The sequence below is a fragment of the Streptomyces rhizoryzae genome (genome assembly GCF_023155275.1).
Classification (GTDB): Bacteria; Actinomycetota; Actinomycetes; order Streptomycetales; family Streptomycetaceae; genus Streptomyces; species Streptomyces rhizoryzae.
In genome coordinates, this window is record NZ_JALMUV010000082.1 from 1 (window position 1) to 12,168 (window position 12,168).

At 70.4% G+C, this 12,168-nt stretch carries 12 protein-coding genes; 8 read left to right on the forward strand and 4 right to left on the reverse strand.

From position 1 onward, the window contains the following. Positions 1-123: 123 nt before the first annotated feature. The 4 genes from MUU72_RS34155 to MUU72_RS34170 form a co-directional block, all read right to left on the reverse strand. Positions 124-1,185, reverse strand: coding sequence for a type III polyketide synthase (locus MUU72_RS34155; RefSeq protein WP_248017347.1), 1,062 nt, complete (start codon positions 1,183-1,185; stop codon positions 124-126). A 257-nt stretch (positions 1,186-1,442) separates the two neighbouring features. Further along, positions 1,443-2,654, reverse strand: coding sequence for a cytochrome P450 (locus MUU72_RS34160; protein WP_248017348.1), 1,212 nt, complete (start codon positions 2,652-2,654; stop codon positions 1,443-1,445). Between the two features lie 499 nt (positions 2,655-3,153). After that, entirely contained in the window at positions 3,154-3,690 is a 537-nt protein-coding gene (locus tag MUU72_RS34165) for a hypothetical protein (RefSeq protein WP_248017349.1), read from the reverse strand. 152 nt (positions 3,691-3,842) lie between these two features. Further along, positions 3,843-4,460, reverse strand: a complete 618-nt coding sequence (locus MUU72_RS34170; RefSeq protein WP_248017350.1) for a TetR/AcrR family transcriptional regulator — start codon at positions 4,458-4,460, stop codon at positions 3,843-3,845. A 329-nt stretch (positions 4,461-4,789) separates the two neighbouring features. Here MUU72_RS34170 and MUU72_RS34175 point away from each other — a divergent pair, with 329 nt between their 5' ends. From MUU72_RS34175 to MUU72_RS34210, 8 genes are all read left to right on the forward strand, one after another. Beyond that, positions 4,790-5,245 (forward strand): MarR family winged helix-turn-helix transcriptional regulator, encoded by a 456-nt coding sequence (locus MUU72_RS34175; protein ID WP_248017351.1) that lies wholly within the window; start codon positions 4,790-4,792, stop codon positions 5,243-5,245. Continuing rightward, positions 5,242-6,216, forward strand: coding sequence for an ABC transporter ATP-binding protein (locus MUU72_RS34180; RefSeq protein ID WP_248017352.1), 975 nt, complete (start codon positions 5,242-5,244; stop codon positions 6,214-6,216). Before MUU72_RS34175 ends, MUU72_RS34180 begins: the two co-directional genes overlap by 4 nt. After that, entirely contained in the window at positions 6,176-7,039 is an 864-nt protein-coding gene (locus MUU72_RS34185; protein WP_248017353.1) for an ABC transporter permease, read from the forward strand. The genes MUU72_RS34180 and MUU72_RS34185 overlap by 41 nt, the downstream gene beginning before the upstream one ends. Before the next feature lie 408 nt (positions 7,040-7,447). Then, entirely contained in the window at positions 7,448-7,837 is a 390-nt protein-coding gene (locus MUU72_RS34190; RefSeq protein WP_066983872.1) for a cell division protein SepF, read from the forward strand. 55 nt (positions 7,838-7,892) lie between these two features. Then, a complete protein-coding gene (locus MUU72_RS34195) occupies positions 7,893-9,362 on the forward strand; it encodes an AAA family ATPase (protein ID WP_248017354.1) in 1,470 nt (489 codons plus the stop codon). Continuing rightward, the gene (locus MUU72_RS34200; RefSeq protein WP_248017355.1) at positions 9,359-9,715 is read left to right on the forward strand and encodes a nucleotide pyrophosphohydrolase; all 357 of its coding nucleotides are present in this window, start codon (positions 9,359-9,361) and stop codon (positions 9,713-9,715) included. Before MUU72_RS34195 ends, MUU72_RS34200 begins: the two co-directional genes overlap by 4 nt. 484 nt (positions 9,716-10,199) lie before the next feature. Then, positions 10,200-10,655, forward strand: a complete 456-nt coding sequence (locus tag MUU72_RS34205; RefSeq protein WP_248017356.1) for a DUF6099 family protein — start codon at positions 10,200-10,202, stop codon at positions 10,653-10,655. A gap of 574 nt (positions 10,656-11,229) precedes the next feature. Continuing rightward, positions 11,230-12,153, forward strand: a complete 924-nt coding sequence (locus tag MUU72_RS34210; protein WP_248017357.1) for an LLM class F420-dependent oxidoreductase — start codon at positions 11,230-11,232, stop codon at positions 12,151-12,153. The last annotated feature ends 15 nt before the right edge of the window (positions 12,154-12,168 follow it).

Genomic DNA, 12,168 nt, shown 5'->3' on the forward strand with positions numbered 1-12,168 from the left:
GCCGATGGTACTGCAGGGGGGACCCTGTGGGAGAGTAGGACGCCGCCGAACTCCTCTTGTGGGAAGGCCCGCACCGTATGGTGCGGGCCTTTCTTGCGTTGTGGGACCGTTTTTGTCGGCCTATCAGTCGCTCGCCGCCCCCGAAGTCCAGGTGCCCAACGACATTTCCGCCGTGATGCCCGGGCCGAAGCCGGCCATCAGGCCCCGTTGGCCGTCCTGGGCCGAGTGCTCGTCGAACATCCGGGCCAAGGCGTCGAGGACGACGGCGCTGGCGATGTTCCCGTACTCGGTCAGCGTCGCGCGACTGAACCGGAATGCTTCGTGGGGTACGCCCAGGAAGCGGCTGAGGTCGTCGAGAATGCGCGGGCCACCCGCGTGGACGATGTAGAAGTCCAGATTCCCGGCGTCCCAGCGATTCTCCTCGGCGAGCGCGCGGAGCGCCGGCGCGAGCGGTTCCATCGTCCCCGGTACCCGTTTGTCCAGCTGGAAGTGGAATCCCGTGGGACGTACCGCGTAGGAGATCCAGTCCTCGGTGTGCGGTATCAGGTACGAGGCGTTCCGTTCCAGGTGGACGCCGTTGCCGCCCTTGCCCCGCATCACCGTTGCCGCGACCGCGTCCCCGAACAGGCCGTTGGACAGCAGCGAGCCGACCCCTATGTCGGTCGGCTGGTAGCACAGCGAGCAGAACTCGCAGGCCACGAGCAGGACGTTGGATTCCGGATACGCCCGGCAGAAGTCGTGCGCGCGATTGATCGCGGCGCCTCCCGCGGCGCAGCCGAGTTGGGCGATCGGCATTTGCCGGGTGTCCGACCGGAACCCGAGGGTGTTGATCAGCCAGGCCGTCAGCGCCGGCATCATGAAGCCGGTACACGAGACATAGATGATCAAATCGATGTCCCGTGGCTCGAGTTCGGCCTGGTCCAGCGCCCTGCGTACCACGTCGGGGACGCGCGCTTTGGACTCTTCTTCGTAGACGGCGCTACGGGCGTCCAGTCCCGGATGCTCCAGCACCTTGTCGATCGGTTGGATCAGATGCCGTCGCACCACACCCGTGTGCTCGATCAGCCGCAGCACCAGGTTGAGCTGCGTATGACCGCTGTGCAGCTGTCGCGCCAGTTCGAGGGTGTCGTCCCTGGTGATGATGTATTCAGGGACCGCGATTGCCGGTTTGCACAAAACCGCCATCGATGCACTCCTTGCAGACTGTGGTCCGCCCAGTGCTCTACCTGCTCTGAAATTCGCGTCATTGTCACTTCCGGTGCCGGCCGGCGAAATCGGCGACGATTCCGCCGGCGTGACGGCACAGACCCTGGAAGGACGCGAGCGGGCCATCCGTCGAAGATGAACTCTCCCCGTGCAGATGGGTCATCTCTCGACCGTACGCCAGGGGAGTGACTTCCGCATGCCGCTGCCGGAGCGGCATTTCCCCGGGGCCCGTCGGCTCACCACACCACCGGAAGCGCCAGCGGGTAGCGCCAGATGGACGTGGTGTTCCAGCGGATTTCCTCGGCCGGCTTGGCCAGCCGCAGTTCCGGGAAGCGCCGCAGCAGCGTGCCGAGCGCCGACTGGAGTTCCGTGATGGCCAGCGGGGCTCCCAGGCAGTGGTGCCCGCCCCAGCCGAACGTCATGTGGGACGTCCCCTCGCGGCTGAAGTCCAGCTCGTCGGGGCGGTCGAATTTCTCGCCGTCCCGGTTGGCCGTGAGGTACGAGACGTGCACGATGTCACCGGCCCGGATCGTCACCCCGCTCAGCTCCACGTCCTCCAGGGCGACGCGCGGGATGCCGACGCCCTTGCGGAACGGGATGAACCGCAGCATCTCCTCGATCGCCTGCGGCAGCGCCTCGGGGTGCTGCCGCAGCATCGCCAGCTCCTTGGGCCGGGTCAGCAGCGTGTAGGAGAGATTGGCGATCTCGTAGGTGGTGGTGTCCTGGCCGGTGATCAGGAGCACCATGGCCATCACGGTGAGCTCCTTCTCGTCCAGCACCTCGTCGCCCACGCGGGCCGTCGCCAGCGCGCTGATCAGGTCCTCTCCGGGGTCCTGCCGCCGCCGTGCGGTCAGTTCCGTGAAGTACTCCCGCATCTCGGCCTTGGCGCGGATCGCGTTGTCCTTGTTGTCGAGGCTGGTGTTCATCATCGTCCGGGCGTAGTGGCGCAGCTGGGCGCGCTCGTCCTCGGGGATGTCGAGCACCTCACAGATCGTGGTGAGCGGCAGCGGCGACGCGAGGTTCTCCATGAGGTCGCCGGGCGCCCCGTCCTCGACCATGCGGTCCAGCAGCTCGTCGACGACGTGCTGTGTGCGGGTCCGCATGCGCTCCACCTGTTTGGGAGCGAACGCCTTGGACACCAGGCTCCGCAGCCGGCTGTTGGCGGGCGGGTCCATCACGTTGATCGCTTCGTCCTGCACGATCGGCTCCGGCGTCATCCGTGGGAAATCCCGCCCGACGATCGCATGCCTGCTGAAGCGCCGGTCCGTCGTCACCGTCCGCACGTCCTCGTACCGGGTGACCAGCCACGCCTCGCCCTCGCCATAGGGCAGCCGGATGCGGGCGACCGGTTCCTCGGTCATGATCCGCCGGAGCGTGGGGTCGAATTCCAGCGCCTCGGCGTAGTCGAACGGGCAGTTCCAGACGGTGTTCTCGGTTTCCTGTGCCATTCCGTACTCCCGGAGTGAGAAGGACGGGTGATTTCGTCGAAGAGTTGATGAGCTGGATTGCCGCAGGTGGCGCACGGGGGCGGCGGGCGGAATTCACCGCCCGCGGTGAGAAGAGCGGGCGGAGGGCGCACATGCCCTGGCGAAGGGCCGGAAAGCGCATTGCTCTTGCAGCATCCCGGACAGCGTAGGGATCCGCCTCCCGTCCCGCCGTCCTTCCTCCCACCGGGCCCGGCCCGCCCCGCCCTGTCCCACGCCTTCTCCCTGACGCCTTACGGGCCGCGGTCGTGGCGGGTGACTTGGTGAAGGCGTTACGCCGAACGGGTGATGGGGTGGGCCGGTCGCTGAGGGGCGGGGCATATCCGCGGGCGGGCGGCGGGGAGGGGAGGCAGCGGTGGGTCCGGGGGCGATTACGGGTGAGGGGGAGGGGCGACGCCGGCCGCCGGCGGAGGTGGTGGGTGGTGCCTGTGGCGGCCTGTCGTCGCCTTGCGCCGGGCGACGGTCACTCCGTCTGGTGGGCCTCCCTGGCCGCGTTCACGAAGTTTTCCAGCGCTTTCCAGAAGGGGCGGTACGCGGCATCGAACTCTTCGCGGCAGTCCGCTGCGTCGATCAGGCCCGTCCGCAGGGCCTCGTAGAACGGGCCGGTCGTCTTTTGCAGGGCGAGTGCCGCGGCTGCGGCCGACGGTGGCCCCTCCAGTTCGACGACCCGCGTGCAGCGGCGGATCTTCGCGTACTCCGCGACCTCCCGGTCGAGCAGTACGTCGAGCCGGGCGTTCCGCGCCGCGGAGGGCGGCTCCCGGAGTTCCGCGGAGATCTCCCAGTACACCTCGCCGATGCGATGGGTTTCTTCGATGAGGTCCAGATAGGCGGCGCGGCGGCTTTCCCGCAGCCGCTCGGCGCGTTGTGCCCGCGCCGCGGTCTCCGCCTGGATCCTGGCGGCCTGGGTGCTGCCGCGGCTGGTCACCCAACTGGCCAGCACCGCCGTGCCACCCGTTACCGCCGCGATCGCCAGTGTCCATATCGTGCTGCTGTCGCCCACGGGGCGTCACGATACCCAGGGGTGTGCCGCCGGTTGCGCGCGCGTCTCCCCGGGAGGCGGTCGGCTCGCGCGGATTCCTGCCAACTCGCGTGCCGGGGAGGGCTGCTGGGCCGAGCTGACGGCCCTGCCGATGCGACCGTTGCTGCCGACTGTCAGCCGGTGTCGGTGCCACCATCCCTGGCGCCGCCGCTCGCGCGGACGACGGTCAGCGCCTGGTCCACGGCCTCCGTCAGGTACGTCCGGTCCGCGGCCTTCTCCATCACCCGGAGGCCCTGGGTGAACGTGACGAGGAACCGCGCCAGGCTGCCCACGTCCGCCCCCGGTGCCAGTTCCCCGTTGGCGCGGGCCCGCAGCAGCAGGAAGGTGTAGGCGTCCTCCATGCCGCCGAGGGCGGTCCGCAGCCGCGTGGTGGCCTCCGGGTCGGCGGGGACCCGTTCCATCACCCCATGGGTGACCAGGCACCCGTGGCGCTCCGGGTCCGTCAGCGCGGCGTCCACGTAGGACAGCAGGAAGGCCCGCAGGGCGGGCAGCGCCGGGCCCGCACCGGTCAGCTCCTCCTGTGCCTTGGCCTTCTCGTCCGCGCTGTAGCGCTCCAGCGCCTTGAGGTAGAGGTCGTGTTTGGAACCGAACGCGGCGTACATACTGGAGCGGTTGATCCCCAGCGCATCCACGAGGTCCTGGACGGACGTGCCCTCGTACCCCCGGCGGCGGAACGTCTCCATCGCCACCCTGAGCGCGGCGTGCGGATCGAACTCCTTGGGCCTGGCCATGGAACGCATGCTACCCACCCGCTGCGGTCCTTCCCGCGGACCAGGAGGGGCCCTGTCCCGGCCGCTGGCCGCCGGCCGCCGGCGCGTTGTCGGCCGCTGGCCGCCGGCTTACCTCGGCGGTCGCGTCGCGTCGCGCCGGTCATACGGTGGCGCCTGCCTCCCTGTCCGGTCTTCCGGTCTTCCGGTGTCCTCCGTCTGCCCTCCGTCGTCTCCGCAGGGCTCCGTGTCTTTCCACCCCTTTCCGTGGCCGCTGGGGCCGTCGCCGTCGCTGCTCCCCTCCTGGCCTGCGCGGCGTGCCGTTGCCTCTCATCCAGAGCTAAAGTCGACATATGGCCACAGGGGACCTCCCTGACGAGCTGGCCGACGTACTGGCCGGTATCCAGCGGCTGATCCGCCGGCGGCTCCGGCCCGGCCTGCCCGCGCCTCCCCTGCGCGGCGCGCAGGTCGAACTCCTGCGACTGGTGGCCGCCCGCCCGGGTATCCGGGTCTCCGCCGCCGCCAAGGAGCTCTACCTCGCCGACAACTCGGTCTCGACCCTGGTCAATCAGCTCAGCCGGGCCGGCTACCTGCACCGCGAGACCGACCCCGCCGATCGGCGCTCGGCCCAGCTCTTCCCCACCCCGGCGGCCCGGCAACGGCTGCACGACTGGGAGACCCGCCGCAGCGCCCTGGTCCGCGAACGGGTCGCGCGCCTTCCCGAGGCCGACCGGACGGCCTTGGAGGCCGCCCTGCCGGCGCTGCGCCGGCTCGCCCACACCCTGCACGAGGAGACGGAGGGACCATGACCCGCGAAGATCCCGGCCGGACGGTCCCGCCGACCGGGCCGGAAGCACCCCCGGACACCGCTCCCGGCGGGGGACCGGCTCCTCCCCGGGCCCCGGAAGGCGACGCCTTGAGCTGTCACGGCTTGCGCTACGCCTTCGGGGAGACCCGGGCCGTGGACGGCGTGGACCTGGCCGTCCGCCCGGGCGAGGTCTTCGGCCTGCTCGGTCCGAACGGGGCGGGGAAGACCACCGCCATCCGCTGCATCACCACCCTCCTGCCCGTCCCGGCGGGCATGGTCCGCGTCTTCGGCCACGATGCGGCCCGGGAGCGGATGGCCGTGCGCCGTCTCCTGGGCTACGTGCCGCAGCAGCTGTCCGCCGACGCCGGGCTGACAGGGCGGGAGAACGTCGCCCTCTTCGCCCGCGTCTTCGACGTCCCCCGCCGTGAACGCGCCGCCCGCGTCGACCAGGCGCTGCGGGCCGTCCACCTCACCGACGCCGCCAACCGGCTCGCCAAGACCTACTCCGGCGGCATGATCCGCCGCCTGGAACTCGCCCAGGCACTGGTCAGCGCGCCCCGGCTGCTGATGCTCGACGAGCCGACCATCGGCCTCGACCCGATCGCCCGCACCAGCGTCTGGGAGCACATCAACGCGGTCCGCGCCGCCACCGGCATGACCGTGCTGGTCACCACCCACTACATGGACGAGGCCGAGCAGTACTGCGACCGCGTCGCCCTGATGCACCGCGGTCGGATCCGCGCCCTCGGCACGCCCGCCGAACTCCGCTCGGCCCTGCGCACCCGCTGGGCACGCGCCGCGTCCGGCGACTCCGCACCCTCCCCTCTTCCCACCACCCCCGCTCCCTCGTCCGACGCGGAGCCGACGCTGGAGGACGTCTTCCGGGACGTCGCCGGCACCGGCCTCGACGAGCAGTCAGGAGACTTCCGCGATGTCCGGAGCACCCGCCGCACCGCAGCCCGGGTCGGCTGAACCGACCGTTGCCGCGGACGACTTGCAGCTGCTGCTGATCCCTCCGCGGCCCCGTACGGGCTGGCGCGTCCTGACCACGCGCGTCATCGCGATGTGCGTGGTCGAACTCCAGAAACTCCGCCACGACCGCACGGAGCTCTACACCCGGGCCGTTCAGCCCGCCCTGTGGCTCCTGGTCTTCGGCGAGACCTTCACCCGTATCAAAGCCATCCCCACCGGTGGCACCCCCTATATCGACTATCTGGCGCCGGGGATCATCGCCCAGTCCGCCATGTTCATCGCGATCTTCTACGGCATCATGATCATCTGGGAGCGGGACGCCGGTATCCTGACCAAACTCCTGGTCACTCCCACACCGCGGGCCGCGCTGATCGCCGGCAAGGCGTTCGCCGCCGGGGTGAAGGCGCTGCTCCAGGCCGTGGTCGTCATCCTCATCGCCGCCCTGCTCGGTGTCGCCATGACCTGGAACCCGCTGCGTCTGCTGGGCGTTGCCGTCGCGGTGATCCTCGGCTCGGCCTTCTTCTCCTGCCTTTCGATGACGATCGCCGGTATCGTGCTGACCCGCGACCGCCTGATGGGCATCGGCCAGGCCATCACGATGCCGCTCTTCTTCGCCTCCAACGCCCTGTACCCCGTGGCCGTGATGCCCGGCTGGCTCCGCGCCATCAGCACGTTCAACCCCCTCAGCTACCAGGTGGACGCCCTCCGAGGGCTGCTCCTCGGAACCCCGTCCCATCTGCTCCTCGACTACGCCGTCCTCGTCGCGGCGGCGGCCGCCGGTATCGCCGCGGCCTCCTCCCTCCTCGGCCGTCTCGCCCGCTGACCCGCCCCGACCGGACGGCAACTCTGCGTATTCACTCCCCTACCGTACGAGTCCCCACTGACAATCTCGCTGACCAGCGGAGACGTCCCAACCGCGGCTCCCGCGCGAGGCGTTCGGGGCGGGCACGGGTGCGGTGCCGCCCCGTCGGCGAGGTGAGGTGCGGTCAGTTCCGCGCCATGCGCGGCGAGGCGGCCGCCGTGCCTCCGTCACGACGGAGGATGAACGGGCACACACAAACTCGACGGTCCGGATCTGCCCAGGTTTCCGCACTGGTCAGGGCGATGGGGCAGGATGGGATGGACTGCGCCGCCGCGTGTGTCGCAGTCGATGACGTTTGTAGGTTTATCTCTAGAATCGTGCGATGCACATACCGCAGAAAGCCAGCGCTCCTCTGGATGAGGTGATTCGGTGAACGGCCCCGACGCCACCGACGAGCAGTGGGAAGGGCTCGCCGAAGTCGTACCCCTGCGCGGCGGCAGCGAATGGCCCTCCTGGCCCGACCATCGCGCCCTCCCCGACGACGAACCCACCGAAGAGACCCGGCGGTTCATCGTCATCCGCGTCCAGACCTTCGCGGACGCCCGGGAAGTGGCCGAGTACCTCATGGCGCAACTGCCGGTCCTCCTGGACCTCAGCAGCGCCGACACCGATGTCGCCAAACGCATCCTGGACTTCGCCAGCGGCGTGGTCTTCGGGCTGGGCAGCGGTATGCACCGGGTGGACACCAATGTGTTCCTGCTGGCGCCGGTCGGCACCGAGGTCGCGGAACCGGCAACGGGTGGCGTCCCCCGTTCGTAGGAAGAGAAGTTGGGCGTAACGGTTCGCCGGGCCGGCGACTGCATAGCGTCTCACCATGGATACCGACAGTGTGCGTCCGGCCGTCACCGAATTACGTCTGTCCGCGTTCAAGGCCCATCGCGGGATCAGCCTGCCGCTCGGCCCGTTGACACTGCTCAGCGGCGACAGCGGCAGCGGCAAGACCAGTGCGCTCCAGGCCTACGAGATCCTCTCCCGGCTCGGCAGCGGCGACCCGCTGGCCCGGGCCGTCGGCGTGGTCGCGGGCGGGGCCCCGGCCTGCGTACCGGCCGCGGCGCGCTCCGACGGCCAGGGGCGGCGCGGCTTCCGCATCGGCTGCACCGTCGACGGCCCGGTCGGCCCCGTCCACCTCGACCTCGCCGTCCAGGCGGAACCCGAACTCCGCATCGTCGGCGAGCGGTTGACCGGCTGCGGCGAGACGCTGCTGACCACTGCCCTCACCGACCCCACCCGCTCCGCCGTCCAAGCGGCCTGGCACACCGCCGGTGCGACCCCGGTGACCCGCGCGCCCCTGCCCGACGATCGTCTCGCCACCTCGCTCCTCCCGCTGCGTGTCGCGGGCAAGACCGCCGGGCAGCGACTCGTCATCGCCGCGGCGGAACAAGTCGTGGTCGCGCTTCGTTCAGCCTTTGTGTGCGATCCGCGGCCGGAGGCCATGCGGGGCCGGGCGGCGGCCGGTACGGCGGAGGACGGCCGCGGTGACGGTGGCGCGTCCGGCGGGGGCGGGGCGCGGCGCGGCACCGGGGCCCGCGCCGGTGGCCGCGGCGGGGGTGCAGGGCGGCAGGGGAAGGGCGGTGGTTCCGCAGGCTCCGGGCCGGCGGGTGCGCGGGGACGCAAGGGTGTACGGAGCGGCGGTGACGCCAGCGGCTGGGGCCACGACGACGAGCGTGACGAGGGGCGGCTGCGGTCGTCCTGCGACAACCTCGCCGCCGTGCTGGACCGCACCAGCCGCGAGTGCTCCCGGCGGCACGCCATCCTCGTCGCGGCGGTACGGGACGCGTGCGCCGGCCCCGTCGACGGGCTGCGCGCGGTGCCTCGGCAGCCGGATCCCGACGTGGCCGGCGGGGGCGCGGTCCACGGGGCGGCCGGGGGCGCCGCGGGGGCGAGCGGGGCTGCGGTGACCGGCGGCACACCGGCGCAGGGCGGGCAGCCGCCGTCCGGCCCGCAGGCCATGCGGGCCGTCCTCGACCGGGGCGAACTGGGTGACATGCCCGTCGAACAGCTCGGCGACGGCGAACTGCGCTTCCTCGCGCTCGCCCTGGTGCTGCTGACCGGCCCCGGCGTCCTCGCCATGGACCCCGTGGGGGAGATCCCCTCGGCGTTGCAGCAGATGACGGTGATGGCGGACGGTATGGACCGCTGCATGGACCGCCGCCAGGCCCGCGAGCTGGTGGCACTGGCCGTGCGGATGGCCGAACGCGGACACGTCCGCCTGCTCGGCACCGTACGGGACCCGGCGGTCGCCGAGGGACTGCCCGGTGTGCAGGTGCTACACCTAGGGGTATGAGTGAGGATCTTCAAGCCCTGCAACGACGCCTGGCGCAGTTCGCGGCCGCCCGGGACTGGCAGCAGTACCACACCCCCAAGAACCTGGCCGCCGCGCTCAGCGTCGAGGCCGCGGAACTGGTCGAGATCTTCCAGTGGTTGACGCCCGAGCAGTCGGCGGCGGTGATGTCCGACCCGAAGAAGGCCGCCCGGGTGGAGGACGAGGTCGCGGACGTCCTGGCGTATCTGTTGCAGTTCTGCCAGGCGCTGGGGATCGACCCGCTGACCGCGCTCGCCGCGAAGATCGAACGCAATGAAACACGCTTCCCGGCCGTCCGGCAGGCGCCGCCGGACCGGCCGAAGGACGGCGCGTAGCCGTCCGGCGGCCCCGGGGCGCGGGCGCCGCGGGCAGTACTGAAGCCGGCGGGGCGGGGCGGAAGCCCCCGTCCTGCCGGCTTTTCCCTGCGCGCACGGGTAGCGGGTACGGGCGGCGGGCACGGGGCGGTCCGTGCCGCGTACCGCCGTCTACGTGCCACCGGCCTCCCGCGCCGTGTGCCGACACGCTGCGTTCGCCGTGACTTCCGGGTCAACAGCGCTCAGAATTCGGCTAGTTGAACAATTCATGTTGTGTGGCGCATGAAAAAGCGGTGACGTATGAGGTCTCGCCGGGGGCCGCAGACGCGCTCTCGACCGTCCCCAAACCGCCTCTTGTCACTCTATGGAGTCATGGATCTTTCCACGGCGCCTTGGTTGTCCACAGATTTGCGAATTCCTCTGGCGTTTTTGGCTGTTGACCCTCACTCTGGGTAGTGGAAGGGGAGCGGGGTGAACGCGGATGAAGAAGGAAGGAGGGACGCGGATGGACGCGGTGCGGATCATCGCGGCCAGTCGGCGCGGTCTGGCGCAGGCGAACACGGTTCATGACGTGGTCGTCGAAGCGTGGCAGGCGCAAGCCTTGGCGGAGGCGATAGGCAGCCATCTCGCGATATTCGGTCCGTACGAAGTGCGGTCCAGAGCCCGAGGACTGGGCGACGCGGGCGGGCGGTTCAGCGGGGGACTGCTGTGCTCGACGGCGACCGCCGGTGGGCTGCGGGCAGCGCAACTGACCGAGATACGCGACGTCAAAGCGGCCCTGGTCAGCCTCTGCCAGCTGCTTCGCGAGGTGTGCGAGGCACTGGTCGGCGTAGTGATCGCGGCGGAAGAGGACGGCATGTACTGGACCTGCGTGGAGGCGATGGACACCGCCGATGAATCGCGGGACCACGTCGCCGGCATACTGGAGAAACTGGAGGTACGCGACCGGCACCTTGCCTGACACCGGGCGGATCGCCTGCCGACCTGCCCACGGAACCACCACCGGCGACGCCTGGCGCGCCCCGCCGGCTGAACACGTCGTCACCACGCACACCCGGGCGGCACGCCCCGCCCACGCGCAGGATCGGGCACGCCGGAACCCGTCACCGGCGCCCCCACGGGGACGGTCCCGTTCGTGGCCCATGGGCTGGCCGGCGTTCTGATGTGCGGCCTCGGGCTCTTCTGACTCCTCATGACTCCGCATTCCGATTCGTCGCCTCGCTTTCTTGCTTCCTCGCTTCGCTTTCCCACTCCGCCTTTTCGCTCCGTTTCGCTTCTTCGCTCCGCGCTCGTTCCTTCCTTCCGGGGCGCCTCGGGTTCCTCGGGGCGCGCGTCGTCTCGCGGGTCGTCTCGTGCGTGCTCTCTCGGGGCGCCCTTGTGGAGTCGGCTCCTCATGGGGGCGTCTTGCCGAGGCCGTCTTACGGGCGGATGGGTTGCTGGTACTGGTTGCTGATGCCGTTAGTGCGGCTGCCTGGGGGCGGCAGGAGGTGTGCCCCGTAGGCGGTGGCGGGCTTGTTGCCGTGCAGGATGGAGGTATGGATCTGCGCATCTTCACCGAGCCCCAGCAGGGGGCTTCCTACGACACCCTCCTCAAGGCCGCCAAGGCCACGGAAGACCTCGGCTTCGACGCGTTCTTCCGGTCCGACCACTACCTGCGGATGGGGAATACCGACGGGCTGCCCGGACCGACGGACGCCTGGATCACCCTGGCCGGCCTGGCCCGCGAGACCAAGCGGATCCGGCTCGGCACGCTGATGACCGCCGGCACGTTCCGGCTGCCGGGCGTGCTGGCCATCCAGGTCGCGCAGGTCGACCAGATGTCCGGCGGGCGGATCGAACTCGGCCTCGGGGCAGGGTGGTTCGAGGAGGAGCACCGGGCGTACGGCATTCCGTTCCCCAAGGAGAAGTTCGCGCGGCTGGAGGAACAGCTGGCGATCATCACCGGCCTGTGGGCCACGGAGGTAGGAAAGGAGTTCTCGTACGACGGCACGTACTACCAGCTGGAGAAGTCGCCGGCGCTGCCCAAGCCGGCTCAGAGCAAGGTGCCGGTGCTGATCGGCGGACACGGGGTGAAGCGCACGCCGAGGCTGGCGGCTCAGTACGCTGATGAGTTCAATCTGCCTTTCGCCTCGCTCGACGACACCGAGCGCCAGTTCGGGCGGGTGCGGGCGGCCGCCGAAGCCGCCGGACGCAAGGGCGGCGACCTGGTGTACTCCAACGCTCTGGTCGCCTGTGTCGGCAAGAACAACGCCGAGGTGGCGCGGCGCGCCGCGGCCATCGGCCGGGAGGTGGACGAACTGAAGGCCAACGGCCTGGCGGGCTCGCCCGCGGAGGTCGTGGACAAGCTCGGCCGGTACGCCGCCATCGGGTCGTCCAGGGTCTACCTCCAGATCCTGGACCTCGATGACCTGGACCAGCTGGAGCTGATCTCCGCGGAGGTCCAGCCGCAGGTGGGGTGAGGGGAGGGGGAGGGG

What these genes read in the sequence shown, in the direction of transcription:
- MUU72_RS34195 (WP_248017354.1), top strand. Translation starts at nt 7,893, where the DNA reads ATGGATACCGACAGTGTGCGTCCGGCCGTCACCGAATTACGTCTGTCC.
- MUU72_RS34210 (WP_248017357.1), top strand. Translation starts at nt 11,230, where the DNA reads ATGGATCTGCGCATCTTCACCGAGCCCCAGCAGGGGGCTTCCTACGAC.
- MUU72_RS34185 (WP_248017353.1), top strand. Translation starts at nt 6,176, where the DNA reads ATGTCCGGAGCACCCGCCGCACCGCAGCCCGGGTCGGCTGAACCGACC.
- MUU72_RS34205 (WP_248017356.1), top strand. Translation starts at nt 10,200, where the DNA reads ATGGACGCGGTGCGGATCATCGCGGCCAGTCGGCGCGGTCTGGCGCAG.
- MUU72_RS34180 (WP_248017352.1), top strand. Translation starts at nt 5,242, where the DNA reads ATGACCCGCGAAGATCCCGGCCGGACGGTCCCGCCGACCGGGCCGGAA.
- MUU72_RS34200 (WP_248017355.1), top strand. Translation starts at nt 9,359, where the DNA reads ATGAGTGAGGATCTTCAAGCCCTGCAACGACGCCTGGCGCAGTTCGCG.
- MUU72_RS34170 (WP_248017350.1), bottom strand. Translation starts at nt 4,460, where the DNA reads ATGGCCAGGCCCAAGGAGTTCGATCCGCACGCCGCGCTCAGGGTGGCG.
- MUU72_RS34155 (WP_248017347.1), bottom strand. Translation starts at nt 1,185, where the DNA reads ATGGCGGTTTTGTGCAAACCGGCAATCGCGGTCCCTGAATACATCATC.
- MUU72_RS34160 (WP_248017348.1), bottom strand. Translation starts at nt 2,654, where the DNA reads ATGGCACAGGAAACCGAGAACACCGTCTGGAACTGCCCGTTCGACTAC.
- MUU72_RS34175 (WP_248017351.1), top strand. Translation starts at nt 4,790, where the DNA reads ATGGCCACAGGGGACCTCCCTGACGAGCTGGCCGACGTACTGGCCGGT.